The organism is Streptomyces sp. LN549 (genome assembly GCF_043203805.1).
Taxonomy (GTDB): Bacteria; Actinomycetota; Actinomycetes; order Streptomycetales; family Streptomycetaceae; genus Streptomyces.
Genome location: NZ_JAZHRI010000002.1, coordinates 4545175 through 4570599 on the forward strand (window position 1 = coordinate 4545175; position 25425 = coordinate 4570599).

General features: G+C 70.7%; 27 protein-coding genes, 1 tRNA gene and 2 pseudogenes. 7 read left to right on the forward strand and 23 right to left on the reverse strand.

What is annotated here, in order from left to right; genetic code table 11:
- Nucleotides 1-15: 15 nt before the first annotated feature.
- The 4 genes from SH922_RS20435 to SH922_RS20450 form a co-directional block, all read right to left on the reverse strand.
- The gene (locus SH922_RS20435; protein ID WP_393059362.1) at nt 16-486 is read right to left on the reverse strand and encodes a PPOX class F420-dependent oxidoreductase; all 471 of its coding nucleotides are present in this window, start codon (nt 484-486) and stop codon (nt 16-18) included.
- Between the two features lie 24 nt (nt 487-510).
- A complete protein-coding gene (locus SH922_RS20440) occupies nt 511-1329 on the reverse strand; it encodes a YceI family protein (RefSeq protein ID WP_393059363.1) in 819 nt (272 codons plus the stop codon).
- Nucleotides 1330-1530: 201 nt separating this feature from the next.
- Nucleotides 1531-4011, reverse strand: coding sequence for a DHA2 family efflux MFS transporter permease subunit (locus SH922_RS20445; RefSeq protein WP_393059364.1), 2481 nt, complete (start codon nt 4009-4011; stop codon nt 1531-1533).
- Nucleotides 4012-4034: 23 nt separating this feature from the next.
- Nucleotides 4035-4556 carry a MarR family winged helix-turn-helix transcriptional regulator gene (locus SH922_RS20450; protein ID WP_393063635.1) on the reverse strand — a complete coding sequence of 174 codons (522 nt, stop codon included), beginning with the start codon at nt 4554-4556 and terminating at the stop codon, nt 4035-4037.
- 603 nt (nt 4557-5159) lie between these two features.
- On the opposite strand from SH922_RS20450, the gene SH922_RS20455 reads away from it, so the two are divergent.
- Nucleotides 5160-5372, forward strand: coding sequence for a hypothetical protein (locus tag SH922_RS20455; protein ID WP_326737519.1), 213 nt, complete (start codon nt 5160-5162; stop codon nt 5370-5372).
- 39 nt (nt 5373-5411) lie between these two features.
- Here SH922_RS20455 and SH922_RS20460 read toward each other — a convergent pair whose 3' ends face one another.
- From SH922_RS20460 to SH922_RS20500, 9 genes are all read right to left on the reverse strand, one after another.
- The gene (locus SH922_RS20460; protein WP_393059365.1) at nt 5412-6281 is read right to left on the reverse strand and encodes a hypothetical protein; all 870 of its coding nucleotides are present in this window, start codon (nt 6279-6281) and stop codon (nt 5412-5414) included.
- Between the two features lie 57 nt (nt 6282-6338).
- Nucleotides 6339-7205 carry an RNA polymerase sigma factor SigF gene (locus SH922_RS20465; RefSeq protein WP_350988172.1) on the reverse strand — a complete coding sequence of 289 codons (867 nt, stop codon included), beginning with the start codon at nt 7203-7205 and terminating at the stop codon, nt 6339-6341.
- 234 nt (nt 7206-7439) lie between these two features.
- Nucleotides 7440-8264 (reverse strand): RNA polymerase sigma factor SigF, encoded by an 825-nt coding sequence (locus SH922_RS20470; RefSeq protein ID WP_393063636.1) that lies wholly within the window; start codon nt 8262-8264, stop codon nt 7440-7442.
- A 289-nt stretch (nt 8265-8553) separates the two neighbouring features.
- Nucleotides 8554-8847: a Dabb family protein gene (locus SH922_RS20475; protein ID WP_393059366.1), complete on the reverse strand. Its 294-nt coding sequence runs from the start codon at nt 8845-8847 to the stop codon at nt 8554-8556.
- A 10-nt stretch (nt 8848-8857) separates the two neighbouring features.
- On the reverse strand, nt 8858-9022 hold the full coding sequence (locus tag SH922_RS20480) for a hypothetical protein (RefSeq protein ID WP_187285206.1): 165 nt from the start codon (nt 9020-9022) through the stop codon (nt 8858-8860).
- Nucleotides 9023-9484: 462 nt separating this feature from the next.
- Nucleotides 9485-9569: transfer RNA gene (locus tag SH922_RS20485), tRNA-Ser, on the reverse strand.
- A gap of 78 nt (nt 9570-9647) precedes the next feature.
- On the reverse strand, nt 9648-10160 hold the full coding sequence (tadA, locus tag SH922_RS20490) for a tRNA adenosine(34) deaminase TadA (protein ID WP_393059367.1): 513 nt from the start codon (nt 10158-10160) through the stop codon (nt 9648-9650).
- Between the two features lie 9 nt (nt 10161-10169).
- On the reverse strand, nt 10170-10724 hold the full coding sequence (locus tag SH922_RS20495; protein ID WP_393059368.1) for a hypothetical protein: 555 nt from the start codon (nt 10722-10724) through the stop codon (nt 10170-10172).
- A gap of 249 nt (nt 10725-10973) precedes the next feature.
- On the reverse strand, nt 10974-11183 hold the full coding sequence (locus SH922_RS20500) for a hypothetical protein (RefSeq protein ID WP_393059369.1): 210 nt from the start codon (nt 11181-11183) through the stop codon (nt 10974-10976).
- 103 nt (nt 11184-11286) lie between these two features.
- Between SH922_RS20500 and upp the strand changes: the two genes are divergently transcribed.
- Nucleotides 11287-11922: a uracil phosphoribosyltransferase gene (upp, locus tag SH922_RS20505; protein WP_145764628.1), complete on the forward strand. Its 636-nt coding sequence runs from the start codon at nt 11287-11289 to the stop codon at nt 11920-11922.
- Between the two features lie 72 nt (nt 11923-11994).
- On the opposite strand, the gene SH922_RS20510 is transcribed toward upp, so the two are convergent.
- On the reverse strand, nt 11995-12591 hold the full coding sequence (locus tag SH922_RS20510; protein ID WP_393063637.1) for a LytR C-terminal domain-containing protein: 597 nt from the start codon (nt 12589-12591) through the stop codon (nt 11995-11997).
- A gap of 145 nt (nt 12592-12736) precedes the next feature.
- Nucleotides 12737-13033, reverse strand: a complete 297-nt coding sequence (locus tag SH922_RS20515) for a type II toxin-antitoxin system VapB family antitoxin (RefSeq protein WP_073736427.1) — start codon at nt 13031-13033, stop codon at nt 12737-12739.
- A 309-nt stretch (nt 13034-13342) separates the two neighbouring features.
- Here SH922_RS20515 and SH922_RS20520 point away from each other — a divergent pair, with 309 nt between their 5' ends.
- Together SH922_RS20520 and SH922_RS20525 are read left to right on the forward strand one after the other, a co-directional pair.
- Entirely contained in the window at nt 13343-13468 is a 126-nt protein-coding gene (locus tag SH922_RS20520; RefSeq protein ID WP_393063638.1) for a helicase HerA-like domain-containing protein, read from the forward strand.
- Complete coding sequence (locus SH922_RS20525) at nt 13465-14007, forward strand: helicase HerA-like domain-containing protein (RefSeq protein ID WP_393063639.1); 543 nt, start codon at nt 13465-13467, stop codon at nt 14005-14007. The genes SH922_RS20520 and SH922_RS20525 overlap by 4 nt, the downstream gene beginning before the upstream one ends.
- Before the next feature lie 33 nt (nt 14008-14040).
- Here the strand turns inward: SH922_RS20525 and SH922_RS20530 are convergent, their stop codons facing one another.
- The 5 genes and pseudogenes from SH922_RS20530 to SH922_RS20550 form a co-directional block, all read right to left on the reverse strand.
- Nucleotides 14041-14661 (reverse strand): HhH-GPD-type base excision DNA repair protein, encoded by a 621-nt coding sequence (locus tag SH922_RS20530; protein WP_393059370.1) that lies wholly within the window; start codon nt 14659-14661, stop codon nt 14041-14043.
- Nucleotides 14662-14837: 176 nt separating this feature from the next.
- Nucleotides 14838-16085, reverse strand: a complete 1248-nt coding sequence (locus SH922_RS20535; RefSeq protein ID WP_393059371.1) for an RNA polymerase sigma factor — start codon at nt 16083-16085, stop codon at nt 14838-14840.
- On the reverse strand, nt 16082-16495 hold the full coding sequence (locus SH922_RS20540) for a YciI family protein (RefSeq protein ID WP_393059372.1): 414 nt from the start codon (nt 16493-16495) through the stop codon (nt 16082-16084). The genes SH922_RS20535 and SH922_RS20540 overlap by 4 nt, the downstream gene beginning before the upstream one ends.
- Before the next feature lie 291 nt (nt 16496-16786).
- Nucleotides 16787-17083 carry a DUF3303 family protein gene (locus SH922_RS20545; RefSeq protein ID WP_393059373.1) on the reverse strand — a complete coding sequence of 99 codons (297 nt, stop codon included), beginning with the start codon at nt 17081-17083 and terminating at the stop codon, nt 16787-16789.
- A gap of 419 nt (nt 17084-17502) precedes the next feature.
- Nucleotides 17503-17616: pseudogene (locus SH922_RS20550) on the reverse strand (TetR family transcriptional regulator); the annotation flags it as partial.
- Between the two features lie 135 nt (nt 17617-17751).
- On the opposite strand from SH922_RS20550, the gene SH922_RS20555 reads away from it, so the two are divergent.
- Nucleotides 17752-19014: an amidohydrolase gene (locus SH922_RS20555; protein WP_393059374.1), complete on the forward strand. Its 1263-nt coding sequence runs from the start codon at nt 17752-17754 to the stop codon at nt 19012-19014.
- Nucleotides 19015-19735: 721 nt separating this feature from the next.
- Here the strand turns inward: SH922_RS20555 and SH922_RS20560 are convergent.
- Nucleotides 19736-20206: a MarR family winged helix-turn-helix transcriptional regulator gene (locus SH922_RS20560; RefSeq protein WP_393059375.1), complete on the reverse strand. Its 471-nt coding sequence runs from the start codon at nt 20204-20206 to the stop codon at nt 19736-19738.
- 30 nt (nt 20207-20236) lie between these two features.
- Between SH922_RS20560 and SH922_RS20565 the strand changes: the two are divergent.
- A pseudogene (locus SH922_RS20565) lies at nt 20237-21295 on the forward strand (GNAT family N-acetyltransferase); the annotation flags it as partial.
- A gap of 849 nt (nt 21296-22144) precedes the next feature.
- On the opposite strand, the gene SH922_RS20570 reads toward SH922_RS20565, so the two are convergent.
- Both SH922_RS20570 and SH922_RS20575 read right to left on the reverse strand, forming a co-directional pair.
- The gene (locus SH922_RS20570) at nt 22145-22852 is read right to left on the reverse strand and encodes a response regulator (RefSeq protein ID WP_393059376.1); all 708 of its coding nucleotides are present in this window, start codon (nt 22850-22852) and stop codon (nt 22145-22147) included.
- On the reverse strand, nt 22849-24090 hold the full coding sequence (locus tag SH922_RS20575; RefSeq protein ID WP_393059377.1) for a sensor histidine kinase: 1242 nt from the start codon (nt 24088-24090) through the stop codon (nt 22849-22851). The genes SH922_RS20570 and SH922_RS20575 overlap by 4 nt, the downstream gene beginning before the upstream one ends.
- Nucleotides 24091-24230: 140 nt before the next feature.
- Here SH922_RS20575 and SH922_RS20580 point away from each other — a divergent pair, with 140 nt between their 5' ends.
- A complete protein-coding gene (locus SH922_RS20580) occupies nt 24231-25409 on the forward strand; it encodes a serine hydrolase domain-containing protein (RefSeq protein ID WP_393059378.1) in 1179 nt (392 codons plus the stop codon).
- Nucleotides 25410-25425: the final 16 nt, after the last annotated feature.

A 25425-nucleotide genomic window follows, 5' to 3' on the forward strand; every position in this document is an offset into this window, starting at 1 on the left:
GTACGGCCACCGCGATCAGCTGCCCTGGGCCAGGTGCGCAGGGAAGCCGCCTGTGGCGATCGGCCCCCACCGCTCGGGGGTGATCCGGATGATCGACTTGCCCTGCTTCACCATCGCCGCCCGGTACTCGTCCCAGTCGGGGTGCTCCCCCGAGATGTTCCGGAAGTACTCGACGAGCGGCTCGACCGAGTCCGGTGAGTCGATCACCTCGGCCGAGCCGTCGATCTGTACCCAGGGCCCGTTCCACTCGTCCGACAGGACGATCACGCTCACCCGTTCGTCCCGCTTCGCGTTGCGGGTCTTGGCCCGTTCGGGGTAGGTCGAGACGACGATCCGGCCCGCGTCGTCGACGCCGCAGGTGAGCGGGGAGCCCTGGGGGCGGCCGTCGGACCGGGTGGTCAGCAGGATCGCCCGGTGCCGGGGCCGTACGAACGCCAGCAAGTCGTCGAGTTCCACGGCGGTGTTGGTCGCGATGTTCGATGCCATGGAACCGACCCTACGACCCTGCGGTCAGGCGGCCGGCAGGGAATCGCCCTGCACGGCCTGGATGTCGAGCTCCACCCGCAGCGTCGTCCCGATCGCCGAGATGCCCGCCTGGACCACTTGGTTGTAGTTCATGGCGAAGTCCTCGCGGCGCAGCTCGGCCGCGGCACTGAACGCCGCACGGACGCCGCCCCACGGGTCCGGGCCCGTGCCGAGGTAGGTCAGGTCCAGGTCGACCGGACGCTCCACGCCGTGCAGCGACAGGTCGCCGTGCACGGTCCAGCGGTCGGGTCCGGCCGGAGTCAGCCCGCTGGAGCGGTAGGTGATCTCCGGGAACCGCTCGGTGTCCAGGAAGTCCGGCGAGCGCAGGTGCTTGTCCCGCATGCCGTTGCCCGTGTCGATGCTGGCCGCGTTGATGACGGCGTCCACACGGCAGCGCTGGAGGTCCTCGGCGATCTCGATGCGGCCGCCGAAATCGGTGAACCGGCCGTGCACGCTGGAGATCCCCAGGTGCTGCGCGACCGCGCCCACCGAGGAGTGCACCGGATCCAGCGACCAGGCGCCCGGCGGCGGCAGCTCCACGCCGCCCTGGCGGGCCAGCACCACCGTGCCTGCCTCGACCCGGCCGCTCGCCGTGACGAGGGCGGTGGAGGCGGCGGGGGCGTACCCGACCGCCGTCACGATCACGGTGTACGCGCCGGCGGACAGCGGTGCGTCGGTCCGCACCGTTCCGTCCTCGTCGGCGGCGGCCCGCAGCACCTGCGTACCGGTCATGTCGGTGACCGTCACGACCGCGTGCTGGACGGCCCAGCCGTCCCGCGTGCGTACCTGTGCGCGAAGTCCCATCCCGTTTTCTCTCCTTGCTCAATGCCCCGCCCGCTCACGAACGGGTCACTCAATGAGTCGGGCCCCGAGGCGGGGACGGCAGGCCGTCCCCTGCCTGCCGTCCCCACCGCCGGGGCCCATTTTTCCGCCGGCCGGGACAGACTCTCCGCTCGAAGTGCCGTCCCGCCAGGGGTCTTGCGTATCCGGGATTTCCCGGACGGGTTACTCGCCCGGGTGGGCGAGCTCGATGTCGTGGCCGTCGACCCCGTGACCGGCCACGGTCAGGGCGCCCGCCACCGGCGGGTAGCCGGTCGCGATGACCGAGTACTCGCCCGCGTCCAGGTCGGCGAAGGCGTACGCCCCGTCCTCCCCGGTCGTCGAGGTGGCGATCACGTTGCCGGCCGCGTCGACCAGCGTGACGCGTGCGTCGGGCAGCGGCCGCCGGCCGGAACCGGCCCGCACCACGCCCTGCACCAGCGCACCGGACTGCAGTGCGACGTCGACCCGGGTCACACCCTGGCCGCCGATCTCCACCGGCAGCGCCAGCGGACGGAAGCCGGCCGCGTTGACCGCGACGGTCACCGCACCGGGGACCAGCTCGCCGAAGGTGAACTCGCCCGCATCGCCGGACTTGCCGGTGGCCAGCACGTCACCGCGCACATCGGTCACGATGACCATGGCGCCCTCGACCGGTGTGCCGCCCTCGGCGGCCCGTACGGCCCCGGCCAGGCCGCTCGTACCGGAGAGCAGGATGTCGTACGCGAGCGGCTCGTCGCCGACGACCACGGTGGACGCCTGCGGCTGGAAGCCTTCGGCCGACGCGATCAGCACGTACGAACCGGCGCCCGGGGCGTCCAGGCCGTAGCTGCCGTCGGCCTGCGCGACCGAGATGCCCAGCTGCCGGCCGCCCAGCGAGATCAGTGTGACGGCGGCCCGGCCGACGGGTGCGCCCTCGGCGCCGCGCACCACACCGCGGACCGCGGTGCCCTGCACGGTGTCCACCGGAGCGGGCTCCAGGGTGTCGACCGCGGTGACCCCGGCGGTTCCCTCGGAGACGAGCGTGGCGGTACCGGACGGAACCTCGGCGATCGCGGCCGCCTCGGCCGGAACCGGGGCGTCGTTGGCCGCGTTCGTCTTCAGCGCGACCTCCTTGATGAAGATCGTGATCAGGAAGGCGACCAGCGCGGCCGGAGCGGCGTACAGGAAGACGTCACCGACGCCGTGCCCGTAGGCGGACTCCACGACCGTACGGAACGGTGCGGGCAGCGCGTCCAGGTCGGGGATGCCCCCGCCGCCGGTGCCACCGTGGCCCATGGCCGCGCCCTTGGGACCGAGGTCCGTCAGACCGTCCTTGACGTAGTGGGTGACCCGGTTCGCCATGACGGCGCCCAGTGCCGAGACACCGATCGCGCCACCGAGCGAACGGAAGAACGTGACGACGGAGCTGGCCGAACCGAGGTCCGCGGGGTCGACCTGGTTCTGGGTGGCGAGCACCAGGTTCTGCATCATCATGCCGATGCCGAGACCCATCACGAACATGAAGATCGCGATGTGCCAGTACTCGGTGTCGTACCGGATGGTGCCGAGCATGCCGAGCCCTGCAGTGATCAGGAATCCACCGCTGACCAGCCAGGCCTTCCAGCGGCCCGTCTTGGTGATGATCTGGCCCGAGAGCGTCGACGAGAGGAAGAGACCCGCGATCATCGGGATCGTCATCACACCGGACATCGTCGGCGACTTGCCGCGCGCCAGCTGGAAGTACTGGCTGAAGAAGACGGTGCCCGCGAACATGGAGACACCGACGAAGAGCGAGGCGAGCGAGGCGAGCGTGATGGTCCGGTTGCGGAACAGCCGCAGCGGGATGATCGGCTCACTGGCCCGGGACTCGGTGAAGACGAAGAGCAGGGCGAGGACCACGGAGCCCGCGAGCATCGCTCCGGTCTGCCAGGACATCCAGTCGTACTTGTCGCCCGCGAAGGTCACCCAGAGGAGCAGCAGGGAGACGGCGGCGCTGATGAAGAAGGCACCGGTCCAGTCGACCTTGACCTCGCGCTTGACGACCGGGAGCTTCAGGGTCTTCTGGAGCACGACGAGGGCGATGGCCGCGAACGGCACGCCGACGTAGAAGCACCAGCGCCAGCCCATCCAGCTGGTGTCGGTGATGACACCGCCGAGCAGCGGGCCGCCGACGGTGGCGACGGCGAAGACCGCGCCGAGGTAGCCGCTGTAACGGCCGCGCTCACGCGGGGAGATCATCGCGGCCATCACGATCTGGGCGAGGGCGGAGAGACCGCCGACGCCGATGCCCTGCACCACACGGCAGGCGATCAGCATGCCGCTGCTGGTCGAGAGACCGGCGACGACCGAGCCGGCGACGTAGATGACGAGCGCTATCTGGACCAGCAGCTTCTTGCTGAACAGGTCGGCGAGCTTGCCCCACAGGGGGGTGGTCGCGGTCATGGCCAGCAGTGAGGCCGTGACGACCCAGGTGTAGGCGCTCTGGCCGCCGCCGAGGTCGGAGATGATCTCCGGCAGGGCGTTGGTGACGACGGTGGACGACAGGATCGCGACGAACATGCCGAGCATCAGCCCGGTGAGCGCTTCCATGATCTGCCGGTGTGTCATCGGCACGCCGCTGGAGGGTTCGTTCCCTCCGTGCTTGGCGTGGCCGCCCCGCACACCGGTTGGTGTGGTCGTAGCCATTTAGATCCTTCTCTTTGCTTCTGTTACACGGGTGTACGGGTGTACGAGCCGTCGTGGCTGTCGGTGGGCCGGGAGCGGCAGTCGCCGCTGTGCTTTCCGGGGGCGCACCCGCCGGAGCCGCGACAGGAGAAGCTGTCGCGCAGCCGGGCCAACAACGTGTTGAGCTGTCCGACCTCTTCGTCGGACCAATCCTGAAGGTTGTGGGCGAACATTTCGGTCGTCCGGCAGTTCAGATCGTCGAGCACGCCCGTGCCCGCGGGGGTCAGCCGCAGGATGCGGGAGCGCTTGTCCGCCGGGTCCGGGGACCGCTCGATCCAGCCGCGTTCCGCCACGTGAGCGACGTGTCGGCTGGTCACCGACATGTCGACCGAGAGGAGCTCCGCCAGTCTGCTGATCCGTATTTCGCCGTGCTGACGCAGCAGCGCCAGTACGGCGGCCGAGCCCGCAGGGCACTCAGCGGGGAGGATGCGGGCCAGGCCCCGTTTGACGGCGCCGACTGCGCTGAGCTGCCGGGCCAGTTCTTCGTACTGACTCCGCGCGGCCACGGGACCCCCAGACATTTCACCGGTCATCTTGTTGCTTAGGGCAACCATAGAAGCCGTTGGTTGCTGCAGGCAAACGAAAAGAGCCTTGCAGAAGTAAAGGAACGCAAAAGGCTGCGTAGGGCGCGGGTCAAACCCGCAGCGTGTGCGGTGCGCGGGTGGCGTGTGTGTCGTGCGCCACTGCGGAGGCGGGGGTGAAAAGGTCCGGGGCCCGGCGGGGGTCGGTCCGGGGTCGTCGGGGATTGGCCCGGGGTCGGTCGGGGATTGGTCCGGGGGAGGTTCGCCGCCGCTCGCCGGGTCTCCGCGTGCGTTGCCCGGCCGCCTGCCGAAGCTCCCTGCGGCGATGTGTGGCCGTCCCTTTCGCGTGCGGGGCGGCCGACCTTCGCGCATATATACGGGTGCGCGAGAGGTGTGTTGCGGGGCGCGACCTTCAACTGGAGCTGTGCGTGGGGTGGTTGCCGAGAACTGAACCGCCGCGGCTTCGGGAAGGGTGCGGCGGACCGGGCGGCATTCCCACTCCTCCTTCACCGGTTCCCCGGTTATGGTCTCGCGCCTTCACCGCCCGGGGGTTGGGCCCTTCCGCGGAGTTCGCTAGGGTCCTGCGACATGGCACACAATCCCCACGCTCCGCAGGGTCCCGAGGGCAACAGCGACCCGGCAGGCAACACCCAGATGTTCCGCGCCTTCGTCGACGAGGGTGAGCCGCAGCGCCGGCAGCAGCCCGCCGCCGTGTCGTCCGGACCGAGGACCGGGCTGATCGCCGCGGTCGTCGCGGTGATCGTCGTGCTCGGCGCGGTCGCCTGGCTCGCGCTCGGCTGACCGGCCCTCCGGCCGCTCCGCAGCCCTCTCAGTCGCCCGTCACTTCCAGACGGCGGTCACGTCCCGGGTCTCGACATGCATGCCCAGGGGCACCCGCCAGGCGTCCACACAGACGGTGTACGTCATCTTCCGCGCCGCTCCCGCGCCGATCGGTACGGGCAGCGGCGCTGTCGATTCCCGGGTCGCCCAGTCGATCCCCAGCCCGCCGATGATGTGCGTGGCGAAGGTGACGGTGCCCGATCGCGCCGGCGATCCGCCGGTGTTGCGGAACTCCACGGTCACCTTCTCGCACCAACGCTCGTCCGCCGCCGCGCGCACGGGGGCGCTCACGGTCAGCGCGGCGGGACCGGCGGGCGCGGTGGAGCCGGGCGCCGAAGGGGTGGCGGGATCCGGGGAGCCGCTTCCGGCGCCGCCCGAATCTCCGCTGCCGGTACTGCTGTCGCTGCCGGTGCCTGAGCCGGCGCCGTCCGAGCCGGTGCCGGCGCCGCCTGAGCTGTCGGTGGAGCCCGTGGTGCCGGTAGAGCCCTCCCCGCCCCCGGACGCCCCGGATGCACCGGACGACTGTGCGCTGCCACTCCCGGTGCCACCCGTACCGCCGGCAGCACCTTCTGCGTCGCCGCCCCGGCCCTCCGGGCCGCTTCCTGGCGCCGAGGAGCCCGGCCCCGGGTCCGTACCCCCGCTGCCGCCGCGCTTCCCGTCCAGCGGGACCAGGGTCACCTTCCCGGTGGGCGCCACCGCCCCGGTCGGTGTCTCCTCCGGCCCCGCACCCGCCGCGCCGACCGCGACATAGCCGTTGCCGCCCGCCGGGTCGCCACAGCCTGCCAGTGCCCCGCCCAGGCACAGCACGGCCGCCGAGGCGGCGATCGCTGTGCCCCGGCGGCCGGGCCTGCCGAATGTCTGACGTCGCATCGCGTCAGTGTGTCTGACGGGTCGTCAAATCGGAACCCTCGGGATCGGGCTTCCGGGTCAGTCGGCGATGAGCCCCTCCCTGAGCTGGGCGAGTGTGCGGGTCAGCAGCCGCGAGACGTGCATCTGTGAGATGCCGACCTCCTCGCCGATCTGTGACTGGGTCATGTTGGCGAAGAACCGCAGCATGATGATCTGGCGTTCGCGCGGCGGGAGTTTGGCCAGCAGCGGCTTGAGTGACTCGCGGTACTCGACGCCCTCCAGCGCCGCGTCCTCGTACCCCAGCCGGTCGGCCAGCGAGCCCTCGCCGCCGTCGTCCTCGGGCGAGGGCGAGTCCAGCGAGGAGGCGGTGTAGGCGTTGCCGACGGCCAGGCCGTCGACGACGTCCTCCTCGGAGACGCCGAGCGCCTTGGCCAGCTCCGGCACGGTCGGCGAACGGTCGAGCTTCTGCGCGAGCTCGTCGCTGGTCTTGGTGAGGGCGAGCCGCAGTTCCTGGAGCCGGCGCGGCACCCGCACCGACCACGAGGTGTCGCGGAAGAAGCGCTTGATCTCGCCGACGACAGTGGGCATCGCGAACGTCGGGAACTCCACGCCGCGTTCGCAGTCGAACCGGTCGATCGCCTTGATCAGGCCGATCGTGCCGACCTGGACGATGTCCTCCATGGGTTCGTTACGGCTGCGGAACCGCGCCGCGGCGTAACGCACCAGCGGCAGGTTGAGCTCGATGAGTGTGTCCCGCACATAGGCGCGCTCCGGAGTGTCCGTTCCGTCGGGGCCCGGTGCGGGGCCCAGTGCGGCGAGCCGCAGGAACAGGGAGCGGGACAGCGTGCGGGTGTCGATGGCTTCCGGCGAGCTGGTGAGCACAACGGGTGCGGGTGCGCTCTTGGTGAGCGTGAGCACCTTCGAGCTGCCCTGTTCTGCGGACATGCCACCCCCTTGAGGTCGCGGACGGTCGCGGTGGCCACGACCATCGGAGGAACGCAGCCTCCACCTGAATACCGGAGGGGAGGCTGCGGCAAACGCGGTTCCCGCAGAATGTCACATGTCGGCAACACGCTGTAGTGACTTGTCGACAAGTTCTGGGGGAGTCTGCGCAGTTAACAAGGGGTGTGCGGCTTTTGGCCCGCAGGGGACGCCGCGGGGCCGGTCTACCCGATCCGGTTACGCTTCGATCCTGTTTGCGGATCGAAGTCGGGCGAAACTTCGGGCCAGGAGCCTTGACACATGCATCTGGGAGACTCCCAGTTCGGCACTGATCTGGGACTGTGTCAGGTTGCTGTAGTAGCGGAGCATCAGGATCCGCTGCTCGCGTTCGGGCAGTTGTACGAGCAGGTGCCGGACCAGATCGCGGTGTTCGACGCCGGCCAGGGCGGGGTCCTCGTAGCCGAGGCGGTCCAGCAGTCCGGGCAGCCCGTCGCCCTCCTGCGCGGCTTCGAGCGAGGTTGCGTGGTACGAGCGGCCGGCCTCGATGCAGGCCAGCACCTCGTCCTCGGAGATCTTCAGCCGTTCGGCGATCTCCGCGGTGGTGGGGGAGCGGCCGTGAGCGGTCGTCAGGTCCTCGGTGGCGCCGGTGACCTGCACCCAGAGCTCGTGGAGCCGGCGCGGCACGTGGACGGTCCGCACGTTGTCCCGGAAGTACCGCTTGATCTCACCGACCACGGTCGGCATCGCGAAGGTGGGGAACTGGACCCCGCGTTCGGGATCGAACCGGTCGATGGCGTTGATCAGGCCGATGGTGCCGACCTGGACGACGTCCTCCATCGGCTCGTTGCGGCTGCGGAACCGCGCGGCGGCGTACCGGACGAGGGGCAGGTTCGCCTCGATCAGCGCCGCCCGGACCCGGCCGTGCTCGGCGGTGCCCGGCTCCAGCCCCTGGAGCCGGCCGAAGAGCACCTGGGTGAGCGCCCTGGTGTCGGCGCCACGAGTCCTGCCGGTCGGGACGGTGTCGTCGGGCGTCTCCGTCTGGATCGTCTGGGACGCCTGGATCGCCTGGGGCGGCTGGGATGCCGGGGGCGGCTGTGCCGCCGGCGTCGCCCTGGCGGCCTGGACGGCCTGGACGGTCTGGGGAGGCACTTGAGGTGCTGTACTGGCCGGCACGATGACGCCACCCCTTTGCGGTCAACTTCGGTCAACTCATCCGTCAAAAGCGGTCATAGCATCACAAGACATGTCCACTATGCGCAAGCACCGCATAGCGCCGTGTTGACCTCGAATCGGTTTAAACACAAAGAAAGCCCCTCACCGTCGTGGTGAGGGGCTCGCAGGGCCGAAGGTGTCAGAACGGATAGTCGGCGATCACCCAGGTGGCGAATTCACGCCACTGTCCGGCAGCCGCCTGGTGGGCCGGATGCTCGATGTAGCTCTTCAGCGCGGCCTCGTCGGCGACTGCGGAGTTGATGGCGAAGTCGTACGCGATCGGCCGGTCGGTGATGTTCCAGGCGCACTCCCAGAACTCCAGCCCGGGCACCTTGTCGGCCAGTCCCAGGAAGGCCTCGGCGCCCGCCACGACCCGCGGATCGTCCCGCTCGACACCGTCGTTCAGCTTGAACAGGACCAGATGGCGGATCATGGAGGTACTCCTACTTCACGAGCTCGGACATGAAGTCGCCGACGCCCTGTGCGGCATCCGAAACGCCCTCGAACCCTACCTGGACGAGATCCGCGGCCCGGGCGGGGGACGTGATGATCGTGTAGAGCACGAAGACGACTATCAAGTAGAGAGCGATCTTCTTTGCTTGCACCATCAGCCCCTGACTCCCCTTCGATCCCCTGTGCAGTCGGGCGAGTCTATCCGCACACACGGCCGTATCCGCCTGCTGTTTCCGATCACTCATGCGGTCTTTAGGGACCAAGGGCCCGGAGATCGGGGTCCTTTGCCCGCCCGTGTGGCTTCTGCGGAGCGGCAGGATGGTGGACGAGCCCAGCGGATCTGGCAGGAATCCGAGGGGCGAGGAACAGGGCCTCTCTGTGGGGTTCTCGCCGCGGCCTTCCCCCGATCGCGGCGAGGGCTGGTAGGGCCTGTTCTCATCGGGGGGAGCGGCTTGTCCCCCCGATGCCGCTTCCCCCGACCCAAGCGCACAGATGGCCCCGGGCCCGACCGTCGTCGGACCCGGGGTCATTGCCGTACCCGCTGCACCATCGCCGGGGGCAGCCCCGGGCGGAAAACCCGAAGGGCCCGACGCTGTGCGTCGGGCCCTTCACAAGAGCGGTAGCGGAGGGATTTGAACCCTCGGTGAGTTTCCCCACACTCGCTTTCGAGGCGAGCTCCTTCGGCCGCTCGGACACGCTACCGAGAGAGAGCTTAGACCATCTCGGCCGTCCGTCGAAATCCGATTCCCCGCACTGCCCCGAAGACGCGGGGAACCCAGGTCAGCGGTCGCGGAAGAAGGCCGTCAGGAGGGCCGCGCAGTCGGTCTCCAGGACGCCGTGGATCACCTCGGGGCGGTGGTTGAGCCGGCGGTCCCGTACGACGTCCCAGAGCGAGCCTGCCGCTCCGGCCTTCTCGTCCCGGGCGCCGTAGACGACCCGGCCCACGCGGGACTGCACCAGGGCGCCCGCGCACATGGTGCACGGCTCCAGGGTGACGACGAGCGTGCATCCGGACAGCCGCCATTCGCCGAGGGCGGCGGCGGCCCGGCGCAGGGCGAGGATCTCGGCGTGCGCCGTCGGGTCGCCGGTCGCCTCGCGTTCGTTGTGGCCCGCGGCGAGCAGGGTCCCGTCCGGGGCGAGGACGACGGCGCCGACCGGCACATCGCCGGCCGCCGCCGCCTCATCGGCCTCGTCCAGGGCTCGGCGCATGGGCGCCCGCCACGGGTCCCGTACGGGATCGTGCGGTAGGTGCTGCACTGGGGACGGGTCGTGCGGGTGCGGTGCTTCGGTCACCCGCGGACCCTAACGGACGGTCTCCAGGACCTCGGCCGCTCCCAGCGCGTCCGCGATCTCCGCCAGTGCGTCCGTCCGCAGCATCAGCAGCTCCGCCTCGGGGAGCCCGAGGTCGGACAGCACCCCGGTGTCACCGAGCGGACCCGCCGGTACGACGTCGGCGTCCGGTCCGTCGTCGTCGGTGTCGGCGTTGTGGTTGTCGGGGGCTTCCGGCTCGTCGTCCTCCGTACCGTCGAGGCCGACGAGCTCTTCGAGGGCGGCAATCGTGTCCTCGGCCCCGGGTTCGCGGCCGAGCAGTTCATCGGTGAGGAGGATCTCCCCGTACGAGGAGCGGGCGGCGGCGGAGGCGTTGGAGACGTAGATACGCGGGTCCTCCTCACCGTCCACCCGGACGACGCCGAACCAGGCGTCCTCCTGCTCGATGAAGACGAGCACCGTGTCCTCGTCCACCGAGGCGTCACGGGCCAGATCCGTCAGGTCGGACAGGGTCTCCACATCGTCGAGCTCCGTGTCGCTCGCTTTCCACCCGTCTTCGGTGCGCGCGAGCAGTGCGGCGAAGTACACCGTGACTCTCCCACTGGTCTTAGAGACTCTCGTTCGGAACAGGCCGGATCAGGAATCGGGGTCCGATCCCAACGAGAGACCCTGGGTGTGTCGGTCCGGCGGGAGGGCAGTCGGTGGTCCGGCTGCCCTGCGTCCCGCCCATCGGAATCGTGGCAGAAACAAGGGCTCCGCGAGAGCAGTTCCGCCGTTGCGTCGGCCATCAGTTCTCTCCGACGCCGCCACCTGGGGGTTCCTCCACCGGCCGGACGGCTACCAGCGGAACGTCCGCATCCGCATGGCCTGGCGCATTCTGGCGGCCTTGACCCGGCGCGGCTGGACCCGGTCGCGGAGCGCCTTGGCCTCGTGAAGCTCGCGGAGGAACTGGGCGCGCCGCCTGCGGCGCTGCGCGTCGGTCTCCGGCGCGTCCTGCGCGTCGTGCGGGTCCGGCGCGTCCCGCTCCTGCTTCGCCCCGTCCGGCATCGGCTCATCACCCCAAGGCTGGGTCCGTATGCCCCCACCTTCCCCCCGAACGTGCGGTTGATGCCAGCGCACGGGTGCGGGTGGCGCAGCTACTGTTGGTGGCATGCGGATCCACGTCGTCGACCACCCGCTGGTCGCGCACAAACTCACCACCCTGCGCGACAAGCGCACCGACTCCCCGACCTTCCGGCGCCTCGCCGACGAGCTGGTCACCCTGCTTGCGTACGAGGCCACCCGCGATGTGCGCACCGAACAGGTCGACATCGAGACCCCGGTGACACCCACCACCGGAGTGAAGCTGTCGTACCCGCGGCCCCTGGTCGTGCCGATCCTGCGGGCCGGTCTCGGCATGCTCGACGGCATGGTGCGGCTGCTGCCGACCGCCGAGGTGGGCTTCCTGGGCATGATCCGCGACGAGGAGACGCTCCAGGCGTCCACGTACGCGACCCGCATGCCGGAGGACCTCTCGGGCCGCCAGGTGTACGTCCTGGACCCGATGCTCGCCACCGGCGGCACGCTGGTCGCGGCCATCCAGGAGCTGATCAAGCGCGGTGCGGACGATGTCACCGCGGTCGTGCTGCTCGCGGCGCCCGAGGGCGTCGAGGTGATGGAGCGCGAGCTGGCGGGGACGCCGGTCACCGTGGTCACCGCCTCGGTCGACGAGCGGCTCAACGAGAACGGCTACATCGTGCCGGGCCTCGGCGACGCCGGGGACCGGATGTACGGCACCGCGGGCTAGGGCCTCTCGGACGACGTCGGCCGGCCGGGGTGCTCCAGGAGCACCCCGGCCGCCGCGTTCGGTCCGCGAACCTCAGCAGGAGGACGGCGCCGGGGCCGGCTTCGTGAGGGTGGTCAGCGCGGTGGCTGCCGCCTGCGGCGTGCTGAACGCCTTGAACTTCGCCCCGATGATCAGGTCGACGTCCGCGCCCTTGCGGGCGTCGGTCTTCGTCGCCGCGCCCGGCAGCTGCGTGCCGAGCACCGGGAAGGTGCCGTTGACCGCGGCCGGAGCGCCCAGCAGTATGCCGGTCCCGGGGACCTTCTTGTCGTACGCGGCGGTGGCGTTGCCCACCTTGCCGATGGTGAAGCCGCGCTTCTTCAGCTCATCTGCCGCAGCCTTGGCCAGTCCGCCACGCGGGGTCGCGTTGTAGACGTTGACCGTGATCTTCGCGGGCTTCGGCAGGACCTTCGCGGGCGCTGACGGCTTGGCAGCCGGGCAGTCCACCTTGCGGTCGGCGGCACTGGCCTGCTTGTCGCCGCCCGTGAAGACATCGATGAGCTGCAGCGTGCCCCATCCGGCGAGCCCGAGGGCGACCACGGAGGCGATGGCCGTGAGGACCAGTTTGCTGCGGCGGCGGGGGCGCCGCATGCGCGGGTACTTGTCACCCGTGATGCGGTACTTTCCGCCCATGCCGGGGGGAGTGAGCATGCTCATGGGCGCAGCGTAGTGCGACCCGGTGATGATGACTATTTGATGATCGACGGATCGCACCCGTCCGAGTGCGAAAGTGCACTCGAACGAACCCTGGTGGAGTCGAACGGGCCGGTGTGGAGCCTCAGCCGAGTTCGAGTACGCGGGCGTGCAGCACCTGACGCTGCTGGAGCGCGGCGCGGACCGCGCGGTGCAGTCCGTCCTCGAGGTAGAGGTCGCCCTGCCACTTCACGACGTGCGCGAAGAGGTCGCCGTAGAACGTGGAGTCCTCGGCGAGGAGCGTTTCGAGGTCCAGCTGGCCCTTGGTGGTCACGAGCTGGTCGAGGCGGACCGGGCGCGGCGCGACATCCGCCCACTGCCGGGTGCTTTCCCGGCCGTGGTCGGGATAGGGCTGCCCATTTCCGATGCGCTTGAAGATCACACGGAAAGCCTACCGGTCAAGGGCCTCCGGGCGCAGCCATGGGACGGGACTGCGATGCTGGCCGAGGAGGCATATAAGCCTCCATTCCGGAATTGAGGCCGTGATGAACGACGGTGACAGCACGGGCGGGGGCGCACCCGGGAGCACAGAGGGTGGTGCGAGCGGTGGCACCGGCGCGGACGGCGTACTGCCGCCGCAGGCGCGGGAGATCGCGGCCGGATATGACATCGCCGGGCCCGCTCTCGAACTCGGCGCACTGCTCTGGAGGGCGCGTGCCTGCCCGGCGCACAGATCCGTATCCCGCTCGCCATGCTCAACCGGCACGGTCTCGTCGCGGGGGCCACGGGCACCGGAAAGACCAAGACGCTCCAGCTGATCGCGGAGCAGCTGTCGGCGAACGGGGTGCCGGTCTTCCTGACCTGGAGGAGCTGCTGACCGGTCTCGGCACCGGCGAGGCGGTGATCACGGTGCTGAGCGAGCAGGGCGCGCCGACGCCGGTCGCCGCGACCAGGCTGCGTGCCCCGCAGTCGCTGATGGGGCCGTGCCCGGCGGCGGAACTGGACGCGGCGGTGAAGGGCTCCTCGCTGTACGGACGTTATGCGCAGGCCGTGGACCGGGAGTCGGCGTACGAGAAGCTGGGCGCCGCCCAGGACGCGGAGCAGCGGTCGGCCGCCGAAGCTGCCGACAGGGCCGCGGTGGAGGCGGCGGTCACGTCCGGCGAACCGGCGCCGGGCGCCCGGCGGGGCGGGCCCGGCGAAGGAGCGGAGTCGGATTCCGGTGCACGGTCGGATTCCGGCAGACGGTCGGATGCCGGCCAGCGGTCAGGGTCCGGTGAGCGGTCAGGGGACGACGCCTCGCTGGTGCAGCAGGTGGTCGGCAGCGGGATGTTCAAGTCGCTGGCACGGTCCGTGGGGACGCAGCTGGGCCGGGAGATCTCACGCTCGCTCTTCGGTACGGCCCGTCGCAGACGGTAGAGCGCCGCAGGCGGCGTGGTGCGCGGGGCGGTCTCACTTGCCCTTGGCCGCCGCCTTCACCGCCTTCGCGGCCTGTTTGGCCTCCTGCTTGAAGGCGCGGACCTCGGCTAGCGACTCGGGTCCGGTGATGTCGGCGACCGAACGGTGCGAGCCCGCCTCCCCGTACGGTCCCGCCGCCTCCCGCCAGCCCGGCGGCTGGACACCGAACTGCTTGCCCAGCAGCGCCAGAAAGATCTGGGCCTTCTGGGTGCCGAACCCGGGCAGGGCGTTGAGCCTTTTCCGCAGGTCCGCCCCGGTGGCGGCCTTGGTCCACACCGCGCTTGCGTCACCGTCGTACTGCGCCACCAGGTACTGGCACAGCTGCTGCACCCGCTTGGCCATCGAGCCCGGGTAGCGGTGCAGAGCGGGTTTGTCGGTGAAGAGTTCGGCGAAGGCTTCGGGGTCGTACGCGGCGATCTCATGGGCGTCCAGATCGTCTTCGCCCATCCGCTGCGCCAGTGCGTACGGTCCGGAGAACGCCCACTCCATCGGCACCTGCTGGTCCAGCAGCATGCCCACGAGGGCGGCGAGCGGGCTGCGCGCGAGAAGCTCGTCCGCCTCCGGCTGCTGAGCGATCCGGAGGGTGATGTCCCGGCCCTGGTTGCTGTCGGTCATGGACCCGATGATTGCGAGCTGGGGGTACGACGGCCAGTGAAACCACCGTCGGTGCAGCCGTTTGCAGCCGTTTGCCGCTGTTCTGTGTCGTTTTCGTTGCCTTCGTTGCCTTCGTTGCTTCCGTGCTGCCGGATTCCCGGGGCCGGGCATCAGGTGACAGGGAGTACGAGCCCGCATCAGCCGTCGAGGCGGTCCGCGCGTCTGTTCAGGTAGCGGGCCTCCGGGATGCTCAGGGTCCCGGAGGCCGCCGAGCGGTAGGCGGCGCGGGCCCCCTCCGTGTCGCCGGCCCGTTCCAGCAGATGGGCGCGGACGGCGTCCAGCCGGTGGTGGCCCGCCAGCCGGTCCGCGAGGGCGTCGGCCTCGACAAGACCGGCCTGCGGCCCGTGCACCATGGCCACGGCGACGGCCCGGCTCAGTTCGGCCATCGGCTCGGGGGCGATCCGTACGAGGACGTCGTACAGCGCCAGGATCTGCGGCCAGTCGGTGTCCTCGGCGCGGGCCGCCTCGTCGTGCAGCGCCGCGATGGCCGCCTGCACCTGATAGGGCCCGGCGGGTCCCTCGCGCAGAGCCTCCTCGACCAGGGCGGTGCCCTCGGCGACGGCCGCCGGGTCCCACCGGGTGCGGTCCTGCTCGTCGAGCGGGATCAGCTCGCCGTGCGGTCCGGTGCGCGCGGCGCTGCGGGCGTCGGTCAGCAGCATCAGCGCCAGGAGCCCGGTCACCGCGCCGTCCCTGGGCAGCAGCCGGCGTACCGAACGGATCAGCCGGATCGCCTCCCGGGCCAGACCCGCGCGGTGCAGGGCACGTCCTGAGGTCGCCGTGTAGCCCTCGTTGAAGATCAGGTAGAGCACCTGGAGCACGGCCGCGAGCCGCGCGTCCCGGTCGGCGGGAACCGGCTGGACGAAGGCGGCGCCCCGGATCCTCCGCTTCGCCCGGCTGATCCTCTGGGCCATCGTTGCCTCGGGCACCAGATGCGCCCGGGCGATCTCGGCCGTGGTCAGTCCGCCGACGGCCCGCAGGGTCAGGGCGACCTGGGCGGCCGGGGCCAGGTCCGGATGGCAGCAGAGGAAGAGCAGCGTGAGGGTGTCGTCCTCGGACGGCGCCCGGCTGCCGCCCGGCACGGGCCCGTCGGGCGCCGGAGCGGTGAACGCGTCCCGGGGCGTGAGCGCGGCCGCCGCCTCCTCACGCGCGCGCCGGGCGTCGTCGCTGCGGAGCCGGTCCACGAGCCGCCGGGAGGCCACCCGGATCAGCCAGCCGCGCGGATTGTCCGGCACCCCCTGCTCCGGCCACTGCCGGGCGGCGGCGATCAGGGCCTCCTGCACCGCGTCCTCGGCCGGGTCGAAGTGCCCGTACCGGCGCACCAGCGCGCCGAGGACCTGCGGGGCGTGCAGCCGCAACAGGTCCTCGACCTCGGTCGTACGCTTCACACATCGCCTCCGCCGCCGTCGATGGCCCGGATGACCACCGGGCGGACTGGCGCACCGGCGGGCGCCGGACACTGCGTGACGCGCGCGGCGATCTCGGTGACCCGCTCCAGGCTCTCGCATTCGAGCACCCAGTACCCGGCGAGCAGTTCCTTCGTCTCCCCGTAAGGACCGTCGGTGATCACCGGACGGCCGTCCTCGCCCGCCGAGACGTACCGGGTCTTCGCCGGTTCGACCAGGCCCTGGGCGTCGATGAGTTCACCCGTCTCGGCGAGATCGTTGTTGATCCCGCCCATGAAGGCGAACATGGCCTGTACGTCCTCCTCGCTCCAGGCCGGATTGCCGGCGGACGCGGTCCCGCGCATCGCCTCGTAGTCGGCCTGCGAGCCCTGCACCATCACCAGGTACTTCATGATTCCGCTCCCTCTGTGGTTCTGCCGCCCCTCGTGGGCGACTTTCACAGGGGACGTCGGAGCGGGGCGACGGTTCTCGACACCGCGCCGGAGAGTCTCCCGGGAAGCGACGAGAACTCCCGGAACGGCCCAGGCATCCAGGCGCCCTGCGCTACGGCGGTGCGCGCAGGGCATCGACCGGTTCCATGCGGCGGCGCGGCGCGACGGGTGGACGCCGGCGAGCAGGCCGGTGGTGGTCGACTCCGGCAGGAGCTGACCGGCGGGGGAGTCGCCGACGGCGACGGGCGGAAGTCAGCCCTGCTTCAGCGCGGCAAGGCCCTTCTGCATGTCCTCGGTGTTCATGACCGGCTGGATCTCGATCGTCGCGCCGAGCCCCTCGAAGAGCGGCTCCGCGATGGAGGGCAGCAGTGAACTGTCCTGCATGTCGAAGACGAAGGTGCAGCAGCGCTTGCCCTCGCTGGGGCCGAAGTAGGCCGCCTCCGGCTTGAGGTGTTCCGCGAGCGACTTCATGATCTTCGGCAGGGTGCCGTTCTTGACCGCCTCGTTCGCGAGCTGTGTGTTCAGCTGTGCTCGCAGCATGACCCTCATGGTGTGACTCCTTCCGTCATGCCGCGGCCGGCGCGGATCCGTCCGCGCTCGTGCAACCCCGGTGACGTCCCGCTCAGCGTCACCGCGAGCGGTCGGGGCAGCCAACATCTCGTCGACCATCGGAGGCGGTCCTCGTGCGGCAGCCTCGTGGAGAGGCGCCGTTCGACTACGGCTGGCCCGGAGCCGCCTGGCATCCGGAGGACGATCCCGAACTGGTCGTGCGGGCCCGGCAATGGGACGACGGCCCCTGGCGCTGGATCTCTTTGTACGGGGGACCCGCTCCCGGCCGAGGCGCTGAGGCGTATCCGGAACACCATCGAGTGGCGGCCCGCACAGGTGCTCAGACAGAGGGACCTCGAACTCCGGGAGTGAACGAACGACGAGGCCGGAGACTTGACCGGCGAAGCGGTCGCAGCCGCTCAGGCGCCGCGTGCCCGCAGGATTCCTTCGATGCCCAGGAGGAAGGTCTCGGAGATCAGTTGCGGGTCGAAGAGGCAGCCGGCGGCCGTGGCGCCGTCGCGGAGCATGACGCGCATGTCCCGCAGTTGTCGCAGAGGGCGGGCGCCGGCCGGTTGGCCCGGGCGTGCTCGAGGAGGCGGTCGTCGTGCCCGGCACCTGAATGCCCCAGCCCGCGGGCCGCGTCCGAGTGGTCCGCCGACCATGAGCACATGAGCGACGCGAACGAGACCACTGACACGACGGCACGTTCTCCCCTCCTGGCGAGACTGCCCGAGCTGAGGAACGGGCTCGCGGACTTCTACCGGGATCTGCACACCCACCCGGAACTGTCCTTCGCCGAGACCCGCACCGCCGAGGCCATCGTCGAACGTCTGCAGAGTCTCGACCTGGAGGTCACCACCGGCCTCGGCGGCACCGGTGTGGTCGGCGTCCTCGCCAACGGCGACGGCCCCCACATCCTGCTGCGCGCCGACTTCGACGCCCTCCCCGTCCAGGAGCGGACCGGACTGCCTTACGCCAGCACGACGGACGGCGTCATGCACGCCTGCGGCCACGACATGCACGTCACCTGTCTGCTCGGCGCACTCGACCTGCTGACTGCCGGACGCGCCCACTGGTCCGGAACGATCACCGCCGTCTTCCAGCCCGCCGAGGAGGTCGGCAGCGGAGCCCAGGCCATGGTCGACGACGGCCTCTTCGACAAGGTCGGCACCCCGGACGTGGTGCTGGGCCAGCACGTCGGCCCGTTCCCGGCCGGCTCGGTCGGCTGCCACCCGGGCCCGGCACTCGCCGCCACCGACGCGCTCAAGGTCACGCTGTACGGCAAGGGCGCGCACGGCTCACGCCCTGAGGCGGCGATCGACCCGGTGGTGATGGCAGCCTCGACGGTGATGCGGCTGCAGACGGTCGTGTCCCGGGAAATCCCGGGCGGCGACACGGCGGTGGTGACGGTCGGCGCGCTCAACGCCGGTACGAAGGACAACGTCATCCCCGACACCGCCGAGCTCAAGCTCAACATCCGCACCTACACCCCGGAGATACGGGCCACTGTCCTGGCAGCGGTGAAGCGCATCATCAACGGAGAGGCAGCGGTGGCCGGAGCCACCCGGACCCCGGACATCGAACCGATCGACACCTTCCCCGTCCTCATCAACGACGAGCATGCGGTCTCCCGCACCGTCAGCGCCTTCCGCAGTCACTTCGGCGACGACATGGTCTTCGATCCGGGCCCGGCGACAGGCAGCGAGGACTGCGGCGTCTTCGGCACCGCTTCGGGCGCCCCCGTCTGCTTCTGGTTCTTCGGCGGCACCGACCCCGACACCTACAGGACGGCAGCGGCGGCCGGAACGACGGCCCGCGACATCCCCTCCAACCACTCCCCGTACTTCGCCCCGGTCATCGAACCCACCCTCTCCACGGGCGTCGAAGCGATGACCACCGCGGCCCTCACCTGGCTGTCGACCGGAAAGTAGTGAACAGGCGAAAGCCGGTCCGAGGCAGTGGAGAGCGGCAAGGCCATCGGCTCTTCGTCGGCTCCTGGCCGGTTGCCCCTGTTCTTCCTGGGCGACCGGAACGCCAGGGACGAGACGAGGAACGTCGAAGGCCCCCGCAGCGAACTGCGGGGGCCTTCGACGTATTGCCCGGTGAGAGCAATGGCGGAGGATACGAGATTCGAACTCGTGAGGGCTTGCCCCCAACACGCTTTCCACATGTTCGCCCGGGTGTTCGGGGCCGGTCACTGGCGTTCCGACCTGCGGTGTGCCGAACGGGAGCGGTTGGGAGGGTGACCCGTGCGGTGGTCCGCCACGGCGTCCGGGGCGGTGGCCGCCTCATGGCGGCCGGATGCCTGCGTGCTCGGATCCGGCTGCTGCCTGCCGGACTCGGGGACCTCTTCGGCGTGTGGGGCGAAGTCCGCGAGCTCGTGGCTGAAGGCGGCGGGAGGAGTTCTTGTCGCCTCGACGCAAGTGTCCGTCCGTCCGCGGCCCCGTACCGGCATGTGACGAGCGCCGGCTTCGACGATGTCGCGCGGTGGCCGCGTGGAAGTGGTTCAGGACTCCGGGGTGAGCGGATCCGAGGGCTCCGAAGGGTCTCGTTGAGACTGCGGATTGAGGACTGCGAACGCCGAAGGGCTCCACCGCGAACGCTGGGGCCCTTCGACGTGCGAGGCGAGTTGTCCGGTTCCACGGTGTCCGCTCAGTCCGCGGCGGCCTCGATCCGGGCCGCGATGCGTTCGAGGGCGGCGAGATCCTCGGGGGCGAGCCGGTCGGCGAAGTGGCGCCTCACTGATGCGAGGTGGGCCGGCGCGACGTTCCTGAGCGTCTCCAGACCCTGTTCGGTGAGGATCAGGATGCACCCGCGCCCGTCCGCCGGGTCAGGCTCGCGCCGGAGAAGGTCGCGTGCCTCCATGCGCGTGGCGTGGCGGGACAGCCGACTGCGCGACCACCCCATCTTGGCTGCCTGCTCGTGCAGGGGGCTGGCGTTGCCGGGCCGCTCCGAAAGCGTGCTGAGCACTTCGTAGTCCGGTTCCGACAGTCCGTGCTCCGCCAGATCCCGCGTTGTGCGCACGTGCACGACGATCACCATTCGTCGGTACGCCCGCCAGGCGCGCTCTTCCTCGGCGTTCAGCCACGGAGTGGCGGGGTGGCCGGACGATCTCGTTGACATGTAACCAATCTAGCAGTTAGTCTCGTTTCCATGTCAACGAAAAGGCCGCTCATCCTCGTTCTCGTGTGCAGCACCCGCCCCGGCGCCCTCGGACCCGCAATCGGCAGCTGGATGGCCCGGACGGTCACGCCCCGAGCCCGCGAACTCGGCGTGGACCTGATGTCGCTGACCCTCGGCGACCTCGGCCTGCCCTTCCTGGACGAGGAGGAGCACCCCTCCACCGGCATCTATCACCAGTCACACACCCGACGCTGGAGCGCGACGGTCGAAGCGGCCGACGGCTTCGTCTTCGTGACGCCGGAATACAACTACGGGATGCCCGCGACGCTGAAGAACGCGCTCGACTACCTGGGCCCCGAATGGGCCTGGAAGCCTGTCGGCTTCGTCAGCTACGGGCACACCTCGGCGGGCACCCGGGCAGTCCAGCACGCCAAGCAGGTGGTGACCACGCTCCGCCTGGTGCCTGTAGGCGCCACCGTCGCGATCCGCATCGCGGACGCCGTGCAGGACGGGCAGGTCCGGCCGGACACCGCCCTCGCCGGAGCGGCCACCGGCGTCCTCGACGAGCTGGTGCGAGTCGCCCAGGCCCTGCGGCCCATGCGCGAGCGCGCCGCCGCGAGCTCGGTGACGGGGCCGCTACCGGGCTCATACGTACGGGCCTTGGCCCCCGACGACGCGGCGCAGGCCATGGTGCTGCAGCGGTGCTGCTGGGTCGACGAGGCCATGGTCAACGACACGCTGGCCGTACCCGCCCTGCACGAGTCGCTCGAAGAGGTGCGGGCATGGCTGACCGAATGGCGCGCCACGGGCATCTTCCTGGACGGTCGGCTGCTGGCGATGGTGCGGGCCCGCCGCAGCGGTGACGACTGGCACATCGGACGCCTCGCCGTCGCCCCCGACATGCGCGGGCACGGCCTCGGCCGGTGGTTGCTGCGTACTGCCGAGTCCGCCGCGGGGCAGTGCGACCGCGTGGTCCTCGCCACCGGCGCCGCCAGCCGCCACAACATCGCCCTCTACGAGAGCGAGGGCTACCAGCCGGTGCCGGGTGGCCCCGAGGGGACGATCAGTCTCGCCAAGAGGCTCCCCGCCGCAGACCCGGGCGCGGCTCCAGCCTCAGTACCTGCGGCCCGTGCCCGAGAGGCCGGACGAGGACCCGCCGAGGCCGGGACGCCGGCCGCCACTGGAGCCCCACACGCCGAAGGCCCCACCGCGGACGGTGGGGCATCGGGACGCGGTGGTGACGCCGCGGGCCGTGGTGACAGTGATGCGCCCGTCTGCCCCTGATCGACACCCGCCGGCCGGCTACCGCCGCGCGAAGGGCCTGATACTCCTCCACCCCGGGGAGGACCTGATTGATCCGGTGCATGGGCGGGAGGCTGGACCTCTCGCCCGCGCCCACCGGGTCGGTAGTCCGGAGGCCGGGTACCCGCCCCCGGGCCACAGGAGCCGGAGTGCGCGGGTGGGTCGACCGGCCGGAGGGCGGACCAGGAGAAGGTTGAACTCGGGCCGGGACCGGGGCGAAACAGTGGGACGCCTACCTGCCCGAGATCTCCTACTGGGAGACCTGCCGAGTCGGCTCGCCGTGTGAGGTCAGCTGAGCACTTCCTCGATCGCTCCTGAACGGTCGGTAGCCGCCAGGACCCGCAGGCGGCAGCTGCAACCGCATACGTCGAAGGCCCCCGCAGCAAGATGCGGGGGCCTTCGACGTATTGCCCGGTGAGAGCAATGGCGCAGGATACGAGATTCGAACTCGTGAGGGGTTGCCCCCGAAACGCTTTCCACATGTTCGCTTGGGGGTTCGGCGAGGGTCGTACTTGTCCTGAACCGCGGAGGAGAGTTTGGGATGGCCTCGTCCGAACAGCTTCGGACGGGGCTGAACGAGACCAGGACTGAGACCGGGGATCCTTGCGGGCGACCGTGAAGAGGAGCGGAAGCCGGTCAGCCGGCGAAGCCGGGGACCACCAGGCCGGACTCGTAGGCGATGACCACCGCATGGGTCCTGTTCTGCGCGCCGAGCTTGGTCAGCACGTTCCCCACGTGGGTCTTGACCGTCTCCAGGCTCACCGTGAGGGACTCCGCGATCTCCGGGTTGGAGAGCCCGGTGGCCATCAGGCGCAGCACCTCCTCCTCCCGGCCGGTCAGGGCGGCTTGCGGCAGGGCCTCTGCGGAGACCAGGGGGCGTGCGGCGACCATGCGGCCCAGTGCGGCCGGAAAGAGAACCGCTTCGCCCGCCGCCACCACCCGGACCGCCTCGGCGATCCGGCGGACGGGGAGTCGTTTGAGGACGAAGCCGCTGGCGCCCGCCCTGAGGGCGGCGGTGACGTAGCCGTCGTTCTCGAAGGTGGTGATCACCACGACCTTCGGTGGGTCGGCCGCTTCGGCCAGCAGTTGGCGTGTGGCGTCGATTCCGTTGCGACGTGGCATGCGCACGTCCATCAGGACCACGTCCGGTCGCAGACTCAGCGCGCGGTCGACCGCCTCGAGGCCGTCGGCGGCCTCACCGAGCACCGAGATCCCCGGCTGAGCGGCGAGCAGCATGCTCAGACCGCTGCGGGTCACCTCGTCGTCGTCCGCGACCAGGAGGGTGACGGCGGGGCCGGCCTGTGCGGGAGGGGGCATGCCTCCGTCCGCGGCGGATCCACTCATGCCGACGCCCGTACCGGCAGCCGGACGGCCAGCCGCCAGTGCCCCGTCCCGTCCGGGCCGGACCCGAATTCACCGTGCAGCAGCCGGACGCGTTCGGCCAGTCCGGGCAGGCCATGGCCGGACGTCGAGAAGGATCCCGGGTCCGCTCCGGTCCGCGCTCCGGTCCGGTTGGCCACCGCGAGGTCCAGTCCGTCCGGTCCGGCCGCCACCCGGACCTCGATGGGGCCGCCCGCCCCATGGCGCAGCGCGTTCGTCAGCCCCTCCTGGAGGATCCTGTAGGCCGCCCGGGAGAGCGTCCCCTGTACCCGTGCCAGATCACCCGACAGCTCCGGTTCCACCACCGCCCCCGTGTGCCGCATGCGTTCCAGCAGCTCGGGGAGGTCGGCCAGGGTCCGGGTCGGTGCTGTTCCCGACTGCTCCTCGCGCAGCACTCCGAGCGCGTAGTCCAGGTCCTCCAGCGCGGTCCTCGCCGAGTCCTCGATGCTGCGCATGGCGGCCCGCGCCGCAGCCGGGTCGGTGGAGAGGACCTCGCCCGCCACCGCCGCCTGGATGGTGGCCGCTGTCAGCGTGTGCCCGATCGAGTCGTGCAACTCGTGGGCGATCCGGTTGCGTTCGGCCAACAGCAGTTCCCGCTCGGCAGCCAGCGCGAGCCGTTCGGCCGCCGACGGCCCCAGCAACCGTGGCGCCGACCACCGCAGGGCTTTCGTGACCAGTACGCAGACGGCTGCCGCCAGCAGGATGCACACGGCCGCCACCACCCAGCTCCACCCGCCCGACACCCGGACCGACGTGCCGAACAGACTCGCCCGCGCCTCGCCGCCGAGCCAGTTCCCCGGCAGGGAGAGGCCCATGATGAACAGCACCCCGCTTGCCAGCGCCCCCGTCCACCCGACGGCCACGTGCAGCAACAGCCACAGCGGGGTCCGCCAGCGGTCGAGGCCGAGTGAACCGGAGGTCCGGCGACCGGCCGCCGGATCCGGCAGCGGCACCCGCAGCAGCCGGCGGGCGGACACGACCAGCGCCCGCCGTACGGGGCGCGCCAGTCCGACCACACCGACCAGTACTGCCCAGACCAGCAGGACCAGGACCAACTGCACGCTCTTGGGAGCGGATCGCCACGACAGCACCGGCAACAGGGCGAAAGGCAGCAGCGGAAGGCTCGCCAGCGCGCCGCAATAGGCGAACAGCACACCCGAATACGCGGAGCCGCGCAGCAGCGGCCGAATTCCTCTGATCATGGTCGCCAGTATTGCCGGGCAGCCCACCAGCAGCCTCCCCCGATCGGGGGAGCTATTTCTCCCGCCTTCCCGCGATGCGGTCAGAGGGCCCTGGGACCCAGGATCGTGCCCCGACCAAACGATTCCCCAGGAGTTGACTTATGCGTGCTCGGACCCGACAGGGCCTTCGTTCCTCGACCCGGCAGCAGGGCGGCAGGCGGCGACGAACCGTGTCGGCCGCGGCCGCGGTGGCCATCGGCGTCATGACGCTGGGTGCCCTCGCCCCGCCCGCCGCCCCCGCTGCTGCTGCCGCCAGGCCGGACGTCGTCCAGCGGAGCCTGAACGCGCTGGTGCGCGACGACGGGCTGCCCGCCGCGCTGGCGAGCGTCCAGGACCGTGACGGCCGCACCCGGACCTACACCGCAGGGCTCGGCGACCTGGCCACCGGTGCACCGGTACCCGTCGACGGGCAGGTCCGGATCGGCAGCAACACCAAGACCTTCGTCGCGGTCGTCGTCCTCCAGCTCGTCGCGGAGCGGAGGGTGGACCTGGACGCCTCCGTCGACACCTACCTGCCCGGCCTCGTCCGCGGGGAGGGGATCGACGGACGGCACATCACCGTCCGCCAGCTCCTCCAGCAAACCAGCGGACTCCCCAACTACAGCAATTACCTTGGGGACGACGTCCGGTACTACGCCCCCCGCGAACTGCTCGCCACAGCCCTCCAGCACCCGGCCGACTTCGCCCCCGGGACGAGTTGGAAGTACAGCAACACCAACTACGTGCTCGCCGGCCTGATCGTCCAGAAGGTCACCGGCCGCCCCCTGGCCGAGGAGATCGACCGGCGCGTCGTCCGACGCACTGGGCTGCGCCACACCTACTTCCCCGCCCCGGGTGACGCGAGCATCCGGGAGCCCCACCCCCACGGCTACTACCGGGAATCGGCGGACGCGCCGCTGCGCGACATCACGGAGATCGACCCCTCCTGGGGCTGGGCGGCAGGCCAGATGGTCTCCACCGGCTCCGACCTCAACCGCTTCTTCAGCGCACTCCTGGCCGGTCGCCTCCTGCCCTCGGCCCAGCTCGCCGAGATGCGCTCCACCGTCCCCGCCGAAGCGACCTTCGGCCCCGGTGCCCGATACGGACTTGGACTCGTCAGCAGGCCGCTGCCGTGCGGGGGCCTCTCCTGGGGCCACGGCGGCAGCTTCCCGGGGTACGAGACCCGGGGCGGCGCCACCGACGACGGCCGCGCCACCAACGTCGCAGTCACCATGCAGCTCAACGACGAGGCGGACCGGAGGCATCTCGAACGCGCCGTGGACACCGCCCTGTGCCGTTGAACCCCGCAAAGGGCGT